Genomic DNA, 18,105 nt, shown 5'->3' on the forward strand with positions numbered 1-18,105 from the left:
AGCTCAGAAAGACACCGCGCTTTGCTCGGTGTTTTTTTTTGCCCGGTTGGTTTCGGCTGTCATTGCGAGGCCGCAGGCCGTGGCAATCCGTCCTGTTCTGAGCGACCAGCCTTTTAATGCGACAAACCCCGATAAAAGCCCCGACACTGCACAGTGCCGGGGCTTTCTGGTAGAAGAGCATACTTGGGTTTGAGAGGACGGATTGCCGCGGCCTGCGGCCTCGCAATGACAGGAGCCCTCCGCCTACTTGTGTCCCAGCCAGCTCTCCGGGTTGAGGTTGGCCGAGTTGTGCCACACCTGGAACTGCACTTCGGACGTGCCCTCCGAATCGGTGGCGACCGTGCCGATGACTTCGCGGGCACTCACGCGCTGGCCTTCGCGCACATTCACGGAGCGCAGCTTGGCATACACCGTGAAGAAGTCGCCGTGCTGAATCATGACAATGGTGTTCATGCCGGCGATGTTGGCAATGGTAAGCACCTTGCCATCAAAGCAGGACCGCACTTCCTCGCCGGCGGCGGTTTGAATGTCGACGCCGCGGTTTTCCACGGTCACGTTTTTCAGTACCGGGTGCGGGTGGCGGCCAAAATGCTGGCTGATGAAGCCCCGGCTCACCGGCCAGGGCAGGCGGCCCCGGTTGCCGGAAAACGAAGAAGAAGCCAGCGCCGACTCGGGGGTGAGGGCGATGCGCACAGCGCGGCGGTCGGCGGCAGCTTCGGCGGCGGTTTCGGGCGCGTCCGATTCGGGGGCGGCCGTGGCGTTATCGGCATCGCTGGCGTCCTCGCTGGCGGCGGCCGTTTCGCGGCGCGGGCGGGCGGGGCCGGCCCCACCGGCGGCGTTGCGGGCAGCGGCAGTTCGGCGGGCGTCGCGGGCGGCGGCTAGCGCGGCTTGGCGCCGGGCGGCCAAGCGCGCCGCCCGGGCAGCCCGGGCAATTTCTTCGCGCACCCGCTCGGCAATCAGGTTGTCGAGGCGGTTTACGGCCTGGCGGCGTTCTTCCAGTTCCTGGCGCAGGCCCTGCTCCTGCTGGCTGAGCTGCTGCACCATCTCGTCTTCTTTCGACTTGAGGGTGAGCAGGTTTTTATTCTCGTTCAGCTGGTTGTTCAGCAAGCTGCTTTTGCGTTTCTGCTGCTGCGTGAGGCCCGAAAGTTGCTGGTGCAGCCGGTACTGCGTGCCCATGATGCGGGCCGCCTGCCGCTGCCGCTCCTCGGTGTATTGGCGGATGTAGCGCAGCCGCAAGGCAAATTGATTGAACGACTCCGAAGCAAACAAAAACATCAGCCGATTGAAGCCGTTGGCCGTTTTCGAAGCCGTGTAGAGCAGTCGGGCGTATTCACCCTTTAGCTCGCGCAGGGTTTGCTGGGTTTGCAGCACCTGGGTGGCCGTTTGGTGCACGTTGGTTTCGATGCCGTGCAGCTGCGTCGAAATGCCTTGAATGACCTGCTTTTTCTCGGTCAGCTTTTCCTTGATGACGTTGAGCTGGCCCAAGCTAGCTTTTTTCTTCTCCTGCGTTTGATTCAGGGCTTGGCTGGTGGCCTGAATCTGGCGCAGATTATTCTGTCGCTCGCGTTCCAGCTGGGCTTTGGTTTTGGGGCGCGTGGAGTTGGTTTTTGGTTTTTGGCTTCTGGTTTTTGGCTTTGGCGCGGCAGCGGCTTGGGCCGTCTGTTTCTTTCTGCGCTGCTGAGCGGCGGCCGGCAGGGCCAGCCACGCCGCCAGCAGGCACAGCAGCAGGCCACGACCATGCGTCTGCCGCAGCTGCTGCCAAGCCGCCTTTATAAGACAATCAGCCTGCTCTATCCGTTTACGCTTCACCGGGTGCCAGTCAAAAACCACTGCTTATTTCTGGCGCTTGTAGCCCTTGGGCACGGCGAAAGGAAACGCCAGCCGCTCGCGGCCCACGTTCACTTTGGTGTAGTTGATGGCCGCTGTGACGGCCCCCGCCGTGGCCTGCTGTGCCTGAATGAAGGCCGAATGCGCAAAAGGCAGGTTGCCGGGCTCTTCCAGGGGCTTGAAATCGGTGTAGTCCACGGTCAGGTTGCGCTGGGTGGCGGCGTCGCTCACCTTCAGCTGCTGCACGCGACCGGTGCCGGGCTGCAACAGCCGCTCAACGAGCACGCCGGCCAGCGGGTAGCTCACGCGCTGGCGGTTGGCTTCTTCGGTGGCAATGGTGGGCTGAGTGCCGGCGGGCGCGGGCAGGTAGTCGCCGAGCAATAGAGCCTGCATTTGGGCGAAGCTCACGGGCACGTTCAGCAGCTTGCTCAAGTAGTCGTAGCCGCCGGTGAAGTAGGTCTTCTCCAGCTTGTTCACCACCCGCACCGAGTCGGGCGTGAGCACGGCGCGCACACCTTCCACGCCTAGCAGCCCGGCCGTGACCCAGATGATGCTGTCGCGGCGCATGCGCAGGGAGATATTTGCCCCCTGCTTGTTGCCCTTCATCGTGATTTGGGCCTTGCCTTTGGCGTTCAAAAACAGGAAAGAGGTATTAGTGGCGCGCACCGTGGGCTCGGCCACCGCCACCGAGGTACCGGGGCCGTTGGTAGACGTAACGGGCGTCGCTTTGCGGGCGCAGCTGCCCAGAAGTAGCCCCAGGGCCAGCAGCAAGGTTAGTTTATTCATAGAGTTTGTGGTCTTTCAATTTGCGCTCCAGCAGGTCGGAGGTGCCGCCGATTTTGCGGGCGCGCTGCCATTCGGCCACGGCTTTTTCCTTATCGCCAAGCTGGTACAATACGTCGCCGTAGTGCTCGATGATAGAGCCGTCCTTGGTGGTTTGCATGGCCTTATCGAGCGCCGCTTTGGCGCCGGCGTAGTCTTTCTGCTTGTACAGCACCCAGGCGTAGGTGTCGAGGTAGGTGTCGTTGTCGGGAAACTGCTTCACCACCTTGCCCGACATCTGCTTGGCCTTGTCGAGCTTCTCGCCGCGCAGCGACAGGAAGTAGCTGTAGTTGTTGAGCACCTGCACGTTGTTGGGGTCGCTGTTGAGCGCCGATTCATACGCCGCGTCCGACTTTTCATACAAGCGCATCTCGTGGTAGGCATCGCCCAGCTGCGCGTCGAACTGGCCCAGCAACTCGGGGTTGTTCACCACCAGCTTGCGGCCGTGCTCCAGGGCTTTCACGCCCTTCTGCGGCTGCTTTTTGAGCAGATGCGCCGCGCCGTTGTAAAACCAGAGCGACGACTGGTTCGGAAACAGCTCCAGCGCGCGGTCGGTGTGCGCCAGCAGCGAATCTGTCTGGTTTAGCTCAGCATCGATGAGTACTACTTGCTGCCAGATTTGAAACTTGGAATTATCGAGGCGCAACGCCTTCAGATACGTGTCGCGGGCGTCCTTCTTGTGGTCGGTCAGGGTCTGGATGTCGCCGGCCACGGCGTAGGATTTCGCATCCTTCGGGTAGGTTTTGATGGTTTCGGCCGCCAAATCCCGCGCCAGCTGGTTGATGGATTCCTTGGGATTTGGCAGTTGCTTGATGTAGCCCACCAGAATGCGTACCCGCTCGTCAATGTCCAGGGCCGGACTGGCGAAGGCCTGCTTGAGCTGCTGGGCGGCCTCGTCGGGCTGGCTTTGCTGGCGGTACACCTCGGCCAGAATCATGTGGGCCTGCGGGTTGTCGGGGTCGAGACGCAGGGCCTGCTGGGCCACGCGCACGGCGTCGGGCAGGCGGTTGTTGCTGGCGTACATCTCGGCCTGGGCCAGCACGTAGCGGCTCTCCGTCGGGTTGGCCTTAATGAGCTTTTCGCCCTCGGCCAGCGCCAAATCCAGCTTGTTCTGCTTGAGGTAAATCTGCTGCTTCTTGAACGAAATCTCATCTACCTGCCCAAACTCTTTTTCGGCCTGGTCTAGGGTGCTCAGGGCCTCGGGCAGCTTGTTCTGAGCCAGGTACAGGTCGGCCAAGTTGAACAGGTAGTTGCCCGAATTCGGCACCTGCTTGATGAGGGCCGCGTAGGTTTTGGTGGCGCCGTCGTACTGCTTCTGGGTGGCCTGAATCTGGGCCAGCAGCAGGTAGTAGTAGGCGTTTTTTGAATCGAGCCGAATGGAGGCTTCGGCGTAGTTGGTGGCGTCGCGCAGGTTGCCACTCAGCAGGTTCGCTTCGGCTATCTTGTAGTTGATGGCCGCGTTGTCTGGGCTCAGCGAATACGCTTTCAGCAGTTGCTCCAGGCCCTTGGTATAGTCTTCTAGCAGCACATACTTCACCCCTTCCACAAACAGCGCCTCGCTCATCTCGCGCTCCCGCTCCGTGAGCGGCGGCGCGGCGGCGCGCTTGGCCTTGGCTTCGGCCAGCTTCTTATCCAGCTCGCGCTGCTCTTTTTCCAGGGCACGCTGCTCCTTGCGGCTCAGTTTGGCGGGTGGCTGGGGCGCACCTTCCGTGGCCTGGGCGTGGCCGACAGCCACTGTTCCCATCCAAAGCAACAGACTTAGAGCAACTTGACGCATATACAACAAAACCGGACCCCGGGCCCGGCTCACGAATTTACGGGTAATACGAACGAACGACGCGGCCCTCCGCAGAAGGCCGCGTCGCTAGTAACGCATTTCCGACTTAAAATGTCACACCCGCAGCTGGTTATAATCGCCGAGGCTCAAGTCGTCGGGCGTGCCCGTCACGCCGGCGTAGTTGCCAATCATCGAATTTGTAATCACCGCGTTCAGCACCGAGGCCGACTGCTGCACAATGGAATTCGACAAACGCGAGTCGCGCACGTTGGCGTGGTCGCCCAGGCTCACGTGCGGCCCCACCACCGAGTCCGTCACGATGGCGTTTTCGCCGATGTAAACCGGCTCAATCAGCACCGAGTTAGTGATTTTGGCCGAAGCCGCCACCAGCGACTCGCCGCGCTCCTTCAGGTACTCCAGGTAGCGCTGGTTAGTAAACACCGTGGCGTCCTTGTTGCCGCAGTCGAGCCACTCGGTCACGCGGCCGGGCACGAACACCGTGCCCTTGTTCTTCATGTTTTCAAGGGCATTGGTGAGCTGGTACTCGCCCTTGTCCTTGATGTCGTTGTCGAGCAGGTATTGTAGCTCACTGCGCAAATATTCGCCGTCTTGGAAATAATAGATGCCGATGATGGCCAGGTCCGACACGAATTCCTGCGGCTTCTCCACAAACTCCGTAATCTGGCCCTGCTCGTTGAGCTTCACCACGCCGAAGGGGCGCGGGTCGTCCACCTTCTGCACCCAGATGGTACCAGGCACGCTGGAATCAAGCGTGAAATCGGCCTTAAACAAGGTATCGGCAAACGCCACCACCACCGGGCCAGTCAGCGACTCCTTGGCGCAGAGAATGGCGTGGGCCGTGCCCAGCGGCTCGTCTTGGTACACGATGGTACCCTTGGCGCCCACCGATTCGGCAATTTTCACCAGATTTTTCTCCACCTCGGCGCCGAAACGGCCGATGATGAAGGCGACTTCGTCCACCGGCTCGCCACACACTTTAGCAATATCCTCTACGAGGCGCTGCACAATGGGCTTGCCCGCAATCGGAATCAGGGGTTTGGGAACGGTGAGGGTGTGGGGGCGCATGCGCTTGCCCATGCCGGCCATCGGGACGATGATTTTCATTTGTTAAAAGTGGTCAGGTACTAAAAGTCCGTTGTGTAGAATTTTAAAGGGCAGGGCCATTTTCGGCAATTGGCCGTTTGGCAGCCCGAAGCTAGGGCCGGCCCGCGAACAACCGATTACTGGATATTAGCTTTTTCCTGTACTGCCATACCCACCCGTGCCGCGTTGGGTTGCGCTCAGCGCCTCCACAGGCTGCCACACAATGGTTTCGTGTTTTGCAACTACCAGTTGGGCAATGCGTTCGCCGTTGTTAACCACAAACGGTTCGTTGGATAAATTCACCAGCAGCACCCGGATTTCGCCCCTGTAGTCGGCATCAATCGTTCCCGGGCTGTTTACAATGCCGATGCCGTGCTTCACCGCCAGCCCGCTGCGGGGCCGCACCTGCGCCTCGTAGCCCACCGGAATTTCCAGGCTCAGGCCGGTGGGAATCAGCTGCCGCTCCAGCGGCCCGAGGGTGATGGGGCCATCCACGAGGTGAGCCCGCAGGTCGAGGCCGGCGGCGTGGGGCGTTTGGTATTCGGGCAGCGGGTGGCCCGAGTGGTTGATGACGGAAATTTGCATGCGCAAAAAATAAAAACGGTGCCGAAGTGCGGCAAAGATAGAGGGCGGACCAAGCCACCGGCGGCACTAGGCCGGCTTGGCCGTCAGCGCCGGGCGCGGGCGCTCCACCACATACAGCGCGGCTAGAAACAGCACCGTCAGGCCCGCGTGCCAAGCGTGGCGCGCCCACCAGTCGGCCGGCACTATCCACTGGCCCAGCGCCACCAGCACCACGGCAAACAACAGCCACAGCCCCAGCCGCAGCGCCGGGTACGGCACCGGGAAGTGCTGCTCGCCCAGCCGCCAGCACAGCACGGCCATCATGAAATAACACGCCAGCGTGGCCAGGGCCGAGCCCATATAGCCCAGCACCGGAATCAACAGGAAGTTGAGTACGATGGTGAGCACTGCGCCGCCCGCGCCGATGTAGGTGCCATAGTAGGTCTTGTCGGTTAGCTTAAACCACACCGACAGGTTGTAGTACACGCCCAGAAACAGGTTGGCCAGCAACAATACAGGCACCACCGCCAAGCCCTGCAGGTACTCCGGCCGCTTCAGAAACTGCCCGGCAATGTCCTCCACATTCAGACTGATGCCCACAAAAATCACGGCGCAGCACAGCGTAAACCACTTCAGGATAAGCGCAAACGTGGCGGGCGAATTCTTTTCCGTGCTTTGGGAAAAGAAAAACGGCTCAGCCGCGTAGCGGAATGCCTGAATGACCAGCTGCATAAAAATGCTCAGCTTGTAGCACGCCCCGTAGATGCCCACCGCCGTGAGGCTGCTTTGGCCGGGGTAGAAATTATCGGGTAGCCATTTGGGCAGCAGGATGCGGTCCAACGTCTCGTTCACCATACCGGCCAGGCCCATCAGCATCAGCGGGAAAGCATATTGCAGCAGCGGCTTCAAGAAGCTCAGATTCAGCCGGAAGCGAAAGTCCAGCAGCTCGCGGCCCAGCAGCAGCAGCGTAAGGCCGCTGGCCACCAGGTTGCTCAGAAACACGTAGCCTACGCCCATCGTGGGGTCGTACACCCGCGCCACCAGCGGCTGCAAGGCGGGCAGCCACTTGCCGCTCATCACGGCCGGGCACAACACAATAAAAAACAAGTTCAGCGCTACATTTACCACAATGCCCGCCAGCTTGATGCCGGCAAACTTGCGCGCCTTGTTCTCCAGCCGCAGCCGCGCAAATGGTATGGCCGACAACGCATCCAGCCCCAAAATCAGGGCCACCCAGTAAGCGTACTCCTCGTGGCCCGGCGGAATCTCCAGCAGCGCCAGCAGTGGCCGGGCCAGCAGCATCAGCAGCACCGTGAGGCCGGCTGTGCTCAGCAGCAGCAAACTCAGTACCCGGTCATACAAGTCTTTACGGTCGGTTCCCGCGCGGTTGGCGAAGCGGAAATACGTGGTTTCCATCCCGTAGGTGAATACCACGTTCAGAAACGATACGTAGGCGTACAGCCCCGTCACCACGCCGTACTCAGCCGGCGCAAACGCCGCGGTGTAGAACGGCACCAGCAAATACGTGAGCACGCGGCCCACAATGCTGCTCACGCCATACACGGCCGTCTGCGACGCTAATCTTTTGGCTACACTCATTCTTTGCTATTGAAGCACATTGTGGAAGCAGTCTGTCATCCTGAGCGCAGCGAAGGACCTTATCACGGCTGAACTAAAGCTGTTCGAGCGTGATAAGGTCCCTCGCTGCGCTCAGGATGACAGACGAGAACTACTCAACACTATTTACCCGTGAACACCGCCGCCCGCTTTTCCACAAATGCCGTGGTGCCTTCCTTAAAGTCCTCGCTGTCGAAAGCCCGGCCAAAGGCTTCAGCCTCCGCCTTGTAGCCGTCGGCGCCTTTGGCGTAATGCGCGTTCACGCACTCCAGCACCATGCCCACGGCCAGCGGCGCCTTGCTCAGAATCTTGCCCAGCAGTTGCTGGCAGAAGGGCAGCAGCTCTGCCTGCGGCACCACATGGTTCACCAAACCCAGGCGCAAAGCCTCGTCGGCTTTCACCATATCGGCTGTCAGCAGCAGTTCAATGGCCTTGCCTTTGCCGATGAGCTGAGGCAGGCGCTGCGTGCCGCCGTAGCCGGGCAGCAAGCCCAGGTTCACCTCGGGCTGCCCGAAACGGGCGTTATCCGAGGCCACGCGCATGTGGCAGGCCATGGCCAGTTCGCAGCCGCCGCCCAGCGCGAAGCCGTTCACGGCCGCCACCACGGGCTTGGTGCTGTCCTCGATGCGGCAAAAGGCCTCCTGGCCGCGCTCGGCGGCGCGGGTGGCCTGCGCGGGCGTGAGAGCGGCCAGCTCGGCAATGTCGGCCCCGGCCACGAAGGCCTTCTCGCCGCTGCCCGTAATGATGATGCCGCGCACGGCGGGCTCGTTCAGCGCCTGCTGCACCGCCGCATCGATGTCGGCAATGGTGGCCGCGTTCAGCGCGTTGAGCTTGCTGGGGCGGTTGATGGTGAGGGTGAGGATGCCGCTGGCGGCGTCGAGGTCGTAGAGCAGGTTTTCGAACGAAGCAGACATAACGAAAAGAAGGCGGGTTTGACTTAGCCCCGCCAAAGATAGGGCCCCGCGCTGCTGGGGCTGGTCGGGCATGCGCCGGGGTTGAACGCCATTTCCCCCCGACCCGCCGAAACCGACTCTTAACTACCTTCTAAAATAATCACCTTTGCCACTGTAATACCGCTATGTATTTGTTTTTAAACAAGTAGCTTTAGCGCAAACTCTTTTTTCACCCTTTAATACCTGATTGCTATGGGCTTCGTCTCCGAATTCAAGGAATTTATCGCCAAGGGCAATGTGCTCGACCTCGCCGTGGGTGTCATCATCGGCGCGGCCTTTGGCAAAATCGTCACTTCCCTCACCGACGACATCATCATGCCCATCGTGGGCCTGGCCCTCGGCAAAGTCGACTTCGCCAACCTCTTCGTGGCCATGAACGGCCAGCACTACGCCACCATCGAAGAAGCCAAGAAAGCCGGCGTGGGCACGCTCAACTACGGCCTGTTCCTCAACGCCGTCATCAATTTCCTCATCATCGCCTTCATCGTTTTCCTGATTGTGAAAGGCGCCAACAGCATCCGCAAGAAGCCGACCGAAGTCGTGGTTGCCCCCGCTACCCCGCCGCCCCCCACCACCGACCAGCAGCTGCTCATGGAAATCCGCGACTCGCTGCGCGCCGGCCGCGCCTAGCGAAAACAGTTAGTCCGTTCACCCAGAAAAAACCGCTGTCCACCGAGTTGTGGGCAGCGGTTTTTATATTTTTAGCTCAAGCAGCGGTTTTATATGTAGCCGGTAATTGGTCGATTCAAAATAAGTTGCGAACTTAGGGGCGACCTAACGACCTGATGCACAAAATTGCATCATTCAGTGAACCACCCTTTGCTCACCGTCGTTAGGTCGCAACTTCCCTCCACCCCTTCCTTCACCTGTTATGAAATTCTTCTTTGCTGCCGCGCTGCTCAGCGGGCTAAGTTTCGGTGCGACCTCCGTCGCCCACGCCCAAACCGGGCCCGCTTTCCCCACCGCCGGCCAGGGCAGCAGCGAAGCCAACGCGCGCAGCACCTCGGGCACCAACGCCCAGGAACTGGCCCGCAACCAGCGCCGCGCCGCCATGACGCCCGACGAAATCAAGCGCGACCAGCAGCTTGAGCTCCTCGAAGCCCGCACTGGCAACACCAGCTTCGGCCGCAACGGCAGCCCCGAGCGCCAGTTCGACTCCAACCGCAGCGGCGGCGGTTTCATGGTGAAAAAGTTCAAGGCCAAAGCTGGCAAACCCGGCTACATGGAGCAGAAGCGCGGCCAGACCCACGCCATTGGCGGCGCCAACCCTGCTGGTAAGCCCCTAGTGCACAAACACAAAACCAAGCATAGGTTTTTGTTTTTCTAAAACTCGAATCACCCAGAAACGAAAGCCCCGGCTGCACCATGTAGTCGGGGCTTTCGTTTATTTATCGTTTATTTATATCCGCTACTTGAGGTTTCAGGTAGCAATGGCTCATTATTTAGCCGACAATTAATCGTGAAGCAATTGGCCCCAAAATAAAGCCCCGACTGCGTAATGCAGTCGGGGCTTTTTCACCTTTGCAGGTTGCGCTTGCCTTACAGCGTACGCTTGATTTCCTTTTCTTCGAAGCCTTCGATGTTATCGCCTTCCTGCAGCTCGTTGAAGCCTTTGATGGAGATACCACATTCGTAACCCTGGCGCACCTCGCTCACGTCGTCTTTGAAACGCTTGAGGTCCTGGATGTCGCCGGTGTGCATCACGATGCCGTCGCGCACCACCCGAACTTTCGTCTTACGGGTCAGCGTGCCCTCCGTCATCATACAGCCGGCAATGGTGCCCACTTTGGTAATGTTGAACACCTGGCGAACCTCGGCGTTGGCCACCACCACTTCCTGCACCGTCGGGGCCAGCATGCCTTCCATGGCATCCTTCACCTCGTTGATGGCATTGTAAATGATGGAGTACAGACGGATGTCAATCTGCTCGTTCTCGGCCAGCTTACGGGCGCTCTGCGAGGGCCGCACCTGGAAGCCGATGATGATGGCGTCGGAAGCCGAAGCCAGCAACACGTCGCTTTCTGAGATGGCGCCCACCCCTTTCGAGAGGATGTTCACCTTCACTTCCGGCGTGCTCAGCTTGAGCAGCGAGTCAGAAAGTGCTTCCACCGAACCGTCCACGTCGCCCTTCACTAGAATGTTGAGTTCCTTGAACGAACCGATAGCCAAGCGGCGACCAATTTCGTCCAGCGTGATGTGCTTCTTGGTCCGGATGGTTTGTTCGCGGGCCAACTGCAGACGCTGGGTAGCAATCTCGCGGGCTTCGCGCTCCGTCTCCATCACCTGGAGGCGGTCGCCGGCCTGCGGGGCACCGGTAAGACCGAGCACCTGCACCGGCGTAGCGGGTGGCGCGGTCTTCATTTTCTTGCCGCGATGGTCGGTCATGGCCTTCACGCGGCCGAAGTGCGGGCCGGCAAGGATGATGTCGCCCACGTTCAGCGTGCCGGTTTGCACCAGCACAGTGGTCACGTAGCCGCGGCCTTTGTCGAGCGAAGCTTCAATCACGGTACCGATGGCGCCACGGTCAGGGTTGGCTTTCAGGTCGAGCAATTCGGCCTCCAGCAGCACCTTTTCCAACAGGTCGTCAATACCAATGCCCGATTTGGCCGAAACCTCTTGGCTCTGGTATTTGCCACCCCACTCTTCCACCAGAATGTTAATCTGGGAAAGCTCCTCACGGATTTTCTCGGGGTTGGCCGCCGGTTTGTCAATCTTGTTGAGGGCGATGATAATCGGTACCCCAGCAGCCTGCGCGTGGTTGATGGCTTCCTTCGTCTGCGGCATCACCGAGTCGTCGGCGGCTACCACGATGATGGCGATGTCCGTCACCTTGGCACCACGGGCACGCATAGCCGTAAAGGCTTCGTGACCAGGCGTATCAAGGAAAGTAATGGGCTGACCCGATTTGGTCCGCACCTCGTAGGCACCAATGTGCTGCGTGATGCCACCGGCTTCGCCTTTGGCCACACTCGCATCACGGATGTAGTCAAGCAGCGACGTTTTGCCGTGGTCGACGTGGCCCATGATGGTGACGATGGGGGCGCGGGGCTTGAGGTCTTCCTCAGCATCGCCGGCATCTACATCAATCTCCTCTTCTTCCGCCGACAGGAATTCCACGTCAAAGCCAAATTCATCGGCAATCACGGTAATGGCCTCGGCATCAAGACGCTGGTTGATGGACACGAACATGCCCATACCCAGGCACACCTTGATAACCTCGTTCACGTTCACGTCCATCAGCGAAGCCAAGTCATTGGCCGAGATGAATTCGGTGAGCTTGAGGGTCTTGGCGTCGAGCTCGTTCTGTGCGCGCAGGGCCTCGCGGTCCTCCGCCAGCATGCTCCGCTTATCGCGGCGATACTTGGCGCGGTTGGCCTGGCCGGTGGCTTTGTTGCCGCCGAGCTTGGCCAGCGTGGCCTTAATCTGCTCCTGAATTTGCTTTTCAGCCTGTTCGGGCGTGAGTGCGGGTGCATTCGGCTTCGGAGCCGACTGACCGGGACGCTGACCGGGACCGCCCGGGCGGTTGCCACCCTGGCCGGGGCCACCACCGGGCCGGTTGCCCTGGTAGCCGCCACCACCCTGGCCACCGGCCGGACGGTTGCCCTGGTAGCCAGGGCTGGGCGGCGACGTGGTGCTGCCGGGAGGGCCGGGCAGACGCGTGCGTTTCTTCTGGCCAGGGCCAGCGGGCAAGCCACGCTTGCTCACGTCCGACGAGGCAATGGGGCGAGGGCCACGGCCACCTGGCCCACGCCGGTCATTGTTCAGCGACGACAAGTCGATTTTGCCGAGCACCGTGAGGCCCTTCAGCGTGTCCGACTTGGCTACGATGGTGCTAGTGTCTTCCGGCGCCGCAGCTTCGGGCGTTGCGGGAGCAGCAGCGGGAGGCGCAGCAGCAACCGGAGTGGCTGGCGCGGCGGCCACTGGCGCAGCCGGAGCAGGCGTGGGGGCCGGAACGGCGGGCTGGGGAGCCGGCGTCGGTTCGGCTTTGGCCACGGGCTGAGGCGCTACGGGAGCGGGTGCTTCCACCTTGGGCGGCGCGGGGGCTTCTACCTTGGGTGCAACCGGTGCGGGAGCAGGCGTTGGGGCTGGCGTCGGAGCTACCGGGGCAGCGGCGGCCGGAGCCGGAGCGGCAACGGGTGCGGCCGGACGGGGCGGCACCACGCGGCCACGGCTGTCCAACTCGATTTTACCCAGCACTTTCAGGCCGGGCGCCGAGGGGGTTTCAGCAGCGGGCGTGGGCGCTGGAGCGGGAGCCGCCGGAGCTACGGGCGCAGGGGCCGGAGCAGCAGCAACTGGCGCGGCAGCTACCGGAGCCACGGGCGCAGCCGGAGCAACCGGCTTGGGCGCAGGTGCCGGAGCAGCCTGCACAGGGCGCGGAGCCGGGGCAGCGGGCTTGGGGGCCGCTTCAAGGTCGCTCTGGCGCTTCGCCTGGATGACCTTCTGGGCCTCCTGACGGTCGTGAGCTGAGGCTGCAAATTCCTTTTCAAGCGAGGCCACTTGCTCACCGGTGAGCTTCGTAGTCGGCTTGTTTTCTACTTGTATGCCTTTTTTGGCCAGGGCCTCGACCACCCTGTCCATACCAATGTTCAGGTCTTTGGCCGCCTGTTGTAGCCGTTTCGGGGTTGCTTCCGCCATTCTATCTGTTACTCGCGTACGATACGCTTCTAAGTGCAAAGGTATTACATTAAATCTTGCCAGCAGGGCGCAAACCGCACCTACTGGCGCGATTTGTTACCCTTGCCGTACCGGCCGCGGGGCCGTCATTGGGCTGGCTCGGCGGGAGAGCCTTCGCCCGCTTCCTCAGTCGTGGTGTTGTTTTCGGTGTCCAGCACCGAGTGCTCGGCCGCTGTAGCAGTGGCCGAAGCGTGCGTCACGGCCGCTTCTTCGGTGGCCGAATCATCCGTTTTGCCAGCGGCAACGCGGTTTTTAGCGGCTTCCAAGGAGCTTTCGTCCAGGTCTTCGTCGTCGGCAAATTCTTGGCGGATGATGCGGTACACATCGTCCACCATTTCTTCTTCGAGCTCCGTGCGGCGCACGATGTCGTCTTTCTTCACCGCCAATACGGCGCGGCCGGTGTCCAGACCGATTTTTTTCAATTCGGCCAATACCCAGGGCTCGATTTCGTCCTGGAACTCGTCCAGCGAAATGTCCTCTTCGTAGTCGATGGCTTCGCGGAAGACGTCGATTTCCATGCCGACGAGGCGGCTGGCCAGCTTAATGTTGGCGCCGCCGCGGCCGATGGCCAGGCTCACCTGGTCGGGCTTCATGAACACGGAAACCCGGCCGTTCTCCTGGTTTATCTTCATAGAACCCACCTTGGCCGGCGATAGTGCCCGCGCAATATAGAGTTCCAGGTTATCGGTGTAGTTGATGATGTCGATGTTCTCGTTTTCGAGCTCGCGCACCACCGGATGGATGCGGCTGCCCTTCATGCCCACGCAGGCGCCCACGGGGTCGATGCGCTCGTCGTAGCTTTCCACGGCCACTTTGGCGCGCTCGCCGGGCTCGCGCACTACGTTTTTGATGGTGATGAGGCCGTCGTAAATCTCGGGCACTTCCAGCTCAAACAAACGCTCGAGGAACGCCGGTGCGGCGCGGGAGAGGATGATTTTCGGTGTGCCGTTAATCACCTCCACACGGTGTACCACGGCGCGCACGGTATCGCCCTTGCGGAACCGGTCCTTGGGGATTTGCTCGCCTTTCGGCATCACCAGCTCGTTGTCGTCCTTGTCCATGATGAGGGCCTCGCGGCTCCACACCTGGTAGACTTCGCCGGTCACGATTTCGCCCACCTGGTCCTTGTATTTCTGGTACAGGTTGTCGCGCTCCAGGTCCTTCACGCGCTGAATCAGCGTTTGGCGGGCCATGAGCACGGCGCGGCGGCCGAAATCCTCCAGCTTCACGCCTTCGGCTACGGATTCGCCTACTTCAAAGTCGGGCTCGATTTTCTGGGCTTCGGCCAGCGGAATTTTGTCGTGGTCCCAGATATCTTCTGAGTTATCGTCCACGATTTCGCGGTTGCGCCAGATTTCGAGGTCGCCGTTATCGGGGTTGATGATGACGTCGAAGTTTTCGTCCTGGTCGTACTTCTTCCGAATCATGGTACGAAACACGTCGTCCAGGATGCTCATCATCGTGGGTCGGTCGATGTTTTTGCTCCGGGCAAATTCGCCGAAGGATTCAATGAGTTCGTGGCTGTTCATAGAGGCAGAACTGTATTTATTTGAAAGAGATAACAACCTTGGCTTCCTTAATGTCCCCGAAGGAATAAAAAGCGGCGGGCAGGGTAGTTTTCTTGGTTTTTTGCTTGATGACTTCCTCGATTTCGACACCCTCGGGGGTGGCGGCGGTGAGGGTGCCGGTTTTCTCGGTGCCGTCGGCCAGCTTCAGGGCCAGCGAGCGGCCGATGTGGCGCGGGTACTGGCGCGGGTCGGTGAGGGGCTGGTCGGCGCCGGGGCTGGTGACTTCCAGCGAGTAGGCGGCGTCTTCGCCGTAGTGCTCGTCGATGCGGCGGCCCAGGCGGCGGCTGATGGTGGCGCAGGACTGGATGGCGAGGCCGTTGGGGCCGTCGAGCGTCACGGTCACTTTGGGCAGCACGGAATCGGACACGGTGAGGCTCACGATGAACAGTTCCTCGTCGCCGATGGCGTCGTGGAGCATTTCCAGCAGCAGGTTGCGGTCGAAGTGCATAAGGGTTGAAACAAGCGGGCAAAAAAAGAGGGGACTGCGCGTCCCCTCTTTATCAGATTGAATACCAACTTCGGGGCAAAGGTACGATAATATGCTGCCGAATGCAAGACAGGGGACGTGGTGACGGCGTGAACGGCGGAACCTCACCCCCGGCCCCGGTTCGCTTGAAGCGCGAAGCCCGTGGAGAGGGGAGCCCGACGGTTTTATATGTTGAGGTAGTAGCGGCAACTTTAGCGGCAATCGGTGTCTTTGGCAAACCTCGGCGGCCGATGCGGAGTTTGCGAGCCGGCGGCCGAACTTCACGGCCGCATTCATCCTCATTTTCAATCTTTAATTCCCATGAAATCTTTCACCATTTTCCGCACGGCTGCTTTCGGCCTGACGCTGGCCCTGACAGGTGCTGTCGCCCACGCCCAGACGATGCCCGCCACCATGCCGGCTCCGGCCAAAGATGCAGCCAAACCCAGCCCGGCCGCCACGGCTACCGGCAAAATCGGCAGCGCCGATGTGACGGTGAACTACAGCAGCCCGGGCGTGAAGGGCCGCACCATTTTCGGCGGGCTGGAAAAGTTCGGTAAGGTGTGGCGCGCTGGGGCCAACGAAGCTACCACTGTGGAATTCAGCAAGGACGTGAAGGTGGAAGGCAAGGCCTTGCCGGCCGGCAAGTACGGCTTCTTCGTAATTCCGGCCGAGACGGGGCCGTGGACGGTGATTTTCAACAAAGTGCCGAACCAGTGGGGCGCCTTCAAGTACGACGAGAAACAGGACGCCCTGCGCGTCATGGTGACGCCCCGCAAAAGCGCTACGCTGACTGAACGGCTGGTGTACGAGGTGAAATCGCCGGGGCTCGTGCTGCGTTGGGAAAACGTGGAAGTGCCGGTGGCTATTAAGTAATTGTTGTTGCCTTTCGATTAGCACGTCATGCTGAGCGCAGCCGAAGCATCTCTACCGCGCAAGTAATATGGTTATGTTGCGCGGTAGAGATGCTTCGGCTGCGCTCAGCATGACGGTCTTGATATCCCCTCTTTAGCGGCGCGTACTTTTGACGCCGTTCTCAACCTGACATCTCATGGAATACAAGCTCACCCAATACAGCCACGGCGCGGGCTGCGGCTGCAAAATCGCGCCGGCCGTGCTCGACCAGATGCTGCACACCAGCATTGCCCAGCCCCAGCACCCCAAGCTACTGGTGGGCAACGCCAGCCGCGACGATGCGGCCGTGTACGATATCGGCGGGGGCCAGGCGGTGATTTCGACCACCGACTTTTTCATGCCCATCGTGGACGATGCGTATGATTTCGGGCGCATTGCTTCGGCTAATGCCATTTCCGACGTTTACGCCATGGGCGGACGGCCGCTGCTGGCCATTGCGGTGCTGGGCTGGCCGGTGGACAAGCTGCCGCCCGAAGTGGCGCGCCGCGTGCTGGAAGGCGCCCGCAGCATTTGTGCCGAAGCAGGGATTCCGCTGGCCGGTGGGCATAGCATCGACTCGCCGGAACCCATTTTCGGGCTGGCCGTGACGGGCATGGTCGACATCAAAGACCTGAAGCAGAACGACACGGCCACGGCCGGCTCGGAGCTATTTCTGACTAAGCCGCTGGGCGTAGGCATTATGACCACGGCGCAGAAAAAAGGCCTGCTGCGCGATGAGGACGCCAGCATTGCGCCGGCCCAGATGATGCAACTCAATAAAATCGGGGCCGAGCTGAGCAAGTTGTCCGCCGTGACGGCCCTGACCGACGTAACCGGTTTCGGCCTGCTGGGCCACCTGGCCGAGGTGTGCGAAGGCAGCCACCTCACGGCCGAAATCGACTTCACGAAAGTGCCCCGCATCGCGGCAGCGGAGTCTTATTTGAAGCAGGGTAGCGTGCCCGGCGGCACCGGCCGCAACTGGGCCAGCTACGGCCACAAAATCGGGTCGGTGACGGACGAGCAGCGTGCCTGGCTCTGCGACCCGCAGACGTCGGGCGGCCTGCTGGTGTGCGTGGAGCCCGGCGGGCGGGCGGCGGTGCTGGACGTATTTGAGCGGCACGGGCTGGCGCTGGAAAGCTTCGGCCACCTGCGCGAGCATGCGGAGGGCGAGGCCTGGGTGCAGGTGAGCGCCTAACGTCGGTTTTGCTGGATGAAGACCTCCTTTTTCCGCCCGCTGCTGGAGGCGGCCGTAGTGCTGCTGCTGGTACTGGGCGCGGCGCGCTGGGTGAGCGGACTGTTTTCGAAGCGCACGCAGGTATACCGCGCCACGGCGGCGCGGCAGCTGCGGCTGGTGTTTTGGCCGCTGCTGGCGCTGGGCGCGGGCCTGAGTGTGCTGCCTGCCGTGGCCATGGGCGAGGGGCCGACCAGTGCTTTTGAGTGGGGACTGACGGGCGGCTTCCTGCTCTTCACGCTGCTGCTGAGCGGCCCGGCGCTGCTGCTGCACCTGCGCTACTGGGCCCGGAACCACGAAACCACGTTGGTTTTTCAGCCCATTGAAAACCGCTTTGAAGTGTACGAAGCGGGCCTGCGCCTGCCCTTTGCCCGGCGCGACTTAGCCCGCATCGAGCGGGTGACGTGCCGGGCGCGCCGCACCTTCTGGGCGAAATACGACTACCTGCGGCTGCACCTCGTGGATGGCCGCGTCATCGTCCTCACCTCACTGCTCACGGAACTGGAGCCGCTGATGGGCTTTCTGCGGAGCGTGCCCACGGAGCGGCGTATGACAGCGTGGTGCTGGGTGTAGTAGAGGGTTGATTCTCACAAGTTGTCTCTCATCCT

14 protein-coding genes and 1 pseudogene are annotated in these 18,105 nt (G+C 61.1%); 5 read left to right on the top strand and 10 right to left on the bottom strand.

Annotated features, from left to right (window positions below):
- Nucleotides 1–243 precede the first annotated feature (243 nt).
- From Q4S41_RS03730 to Q4S41_RS03760, 7 genes are all read right to left on the bottom strand, one after another.
- The gene (locus tag Q4S41_RS03730; RefSeq protein WP_305029765.1) at nucleotides 244–1,809 is read right to left on the bottom strand and encodes a murein hydrolase activator EnvC family protein; all 1,566 of its coding nucleotides are present in this window, start codon (nucleotides 1,807–1,809) and stop codon (nucleotides 244–246) included.
- A 24-nt stretch (nucleotides 1,810–1,833) separates the two neighbouring features.
- A complete protein-coding gene (locus Q4S41_RS03735) occupies nucleotides 1,834–2,613 on the bottom strand; it encodes a DUF4292 domain-containing protein (RefSeq protein WP_305029766.1) in 780 nt (259 codons plus the stop codon).
- A complete protein-coding gene (locus tag Q4S41_RS03740; RefSeq protein WP_305029767.1) occupies nucleotides 2,606–4,384 on the bottom strand; it encodes a tetratricopeptide repeat protein in 1,779 nt (592 codons plus the stop codon). The genes Q4S41_RS03735 and Q4S41_RS03740 overlap by 8 nt, the downstream gene beginning before the upstream one ends.
- A 156-nt stretch (nucleotides 4,385–4,540) precedes the next feature.
- Nucleotides 4,541–5,551, bottom strand: a complete 1,011-nt coding sequence (locus tag Q4S41_RS03745) for a sugar phosphate nucleotidyltransferase (protein ID WP_305029768.1) — start codon at nucleotides 5,549–5,551, stop codon at nucleotides 4,541–4,543.
- 126 nt (nucleotides 5,552–5,677) lie between these two features.
- The gene (gene dut, locus Q4S41_RS03750; RefSeq protein WP_305029769.1) at nucleotides 5,678–6,115 is read right to left on the bottom strand and encodes a dUTP diphosphatase; all 438 of its coding nucleotides are present in this window, start codon (nucleotides 6,113–6,115) and stop codon (nucleotides 5,678–5,680) included.
- A 66-nt stretch (nucleotides 6,116–6,181) separates the two neighbouring features.
- Complete coding sequence (locus Q4S41_RS03755) at nucleotides 6,182–7,693, bottom strand: oligosaccharide flippase family protein (RefSeq protein ID WP_305029770.1); 1,512 nt, start codon at nucleotides 7,691–7,693, stop codon at nucleotides 6,182–6,184.
- 140 nt (nucleotides 7,694–7,833) lie between these two features.
- Entirely contained in the window at nucleotides 7,834–8,625 is a 792-nt protein-coding gene (locus tag Q4S41_RS03760; RefSeq protein WP_305029771.1) for an enoyl-CoA hydratase/isomerase family protein, read from the bottom strand.
- A gap of 231 nt (nucleotides 8,626–8,856) precedes the next feature.
- On the opposite strand from Q4S41_RS03760, the gene mscL reads away from it, so the two are divergent.
- On the top strand, nucleotides 8,857–9,294 hold the full coding sequence (gene mscL, locus Q4S41_RS03765; RefSeq protein WP_305029772.1) for a large conductance mechanosensitive channel protein MscL: 438 nt from the start codon (nucleotides 8,857–8,859) through the stop codon (nucleotides 9,292–9,294).
- A 241-nt stretch (nucleotides 9,295–9,535) separates the two neighbouring features.
- Complete coding sequence (locus Q4S41_RS03770) at nucleotides 9,536–9,991, top strand: hypothetical protein (protein WP_305029773.1); 456 nt, start codon at nucleotides 9,536–9,538, stop codon at nucleotides 9,989–9,991.
- Between the two features lie 212 nt (nucleotides 9,992–10,203).
- On the opposite strand, the gene infB is transcribed toward Q4S41_RS03770, so the two are convergent.
- From infB to Q4S41_RS03785, 3 genes and pseudogenes are all read right to left on the bottom strand, one after another.
- The gene (gene infB / locus Q4S41_RS03775) at nucleotides 10,204–13,299 is read right to left on the bottom strand and encodes a translation initiation factor IF-2 (protein WP_305029774.1); all 3,096 of its coding nucleotides are present in this window, start codon (nucleotides 13,297–13,299) and stop codon (nucleotides 10,204–10,206) included.
- Between the two features lie 335 nt (nucleotides 13,300–13,634).
- A pseudogene (nusA, locus tag Q4S41_RS03780) lies at nucleotides 13,635–14,867 on the bottom strand (transcription termination factor NusA); the annotation flags it as partial.
- A gap of 16 nt (nucleotides 14,868–14,883) precedes the next feature.
- Nucleotides 14,884–15,354: a ribosome maturation factor RimP gene (locus Q4S41_RS03785; protein ID WP_305029775.1), complete on the bottom strand. Its 471-nt coding sequence runs from the start codon at nucleotides 15,352–15,354 to the stop codon at nucleotides 14,884–14,886.
- A gap of 339 nt (nucleotides 15,355–15,693) precedes the next feature.
- On the opposite strand from Q4S41_RS03785, the gene Q4S41_RS03790 reads away from it, so the two are divergent.
- The 3 genes from Q4S41_RS03790 (at nucleotide 15,694) to Q4S41_RS03800 (ending at nucleotide 18,070) form a co-directional block, all read left to right on the top strand.
- A complete protein-coding gene (locus Q4S41_RS03790) occupies nucleotides 15,694–16,248 on the top strand; it encodes a DUF2911 domain-containing protein (RefSeq protein ID WP_369811240.1) in 555 nt (184 codons plus the stop codon).
- A gap of 175 nt (nucleotides 16,249–16,423) precedes the next feature.
- Nucleotides 16,424–17,461: a selenide, water dikinase SelD gene (gene selD, locus Q4S41_RS03795; protein ID WP_305029776.1), complete on the top strand. Its 1,038-nt coding sequence runs from the start codon at nucleotides 16,424–16,426 to the stop codon at nucleotides 17,459–17,461.
- Nucleotides 17,462–17,476: 15 nt separating this feature from the next.
- Nucleotides 17,477–18,070 (top strand): hypothetical protein, encoded by a 594-nt coding sequence (locus tag Q4S41_RS03800; RefSeq protein ID WP_305029777.1) that lies wholly within the window; start codon nucleotides 17,477–17,479, stop codon nucleotides 18,068–18,070.
- Nucleotides 18,071–18,105: the final 35 nt, after the last annotated feature.

The organism is Hymenobacter convexus (assembly GCF_030580955.1).
In the GTDB taxonomy this organism is placed as follows: domain Bacteria; phylum Bacteroidota; class Bacteroidia; order Cytophagales; family Hymenobacteraceae; genus Hymenobacter.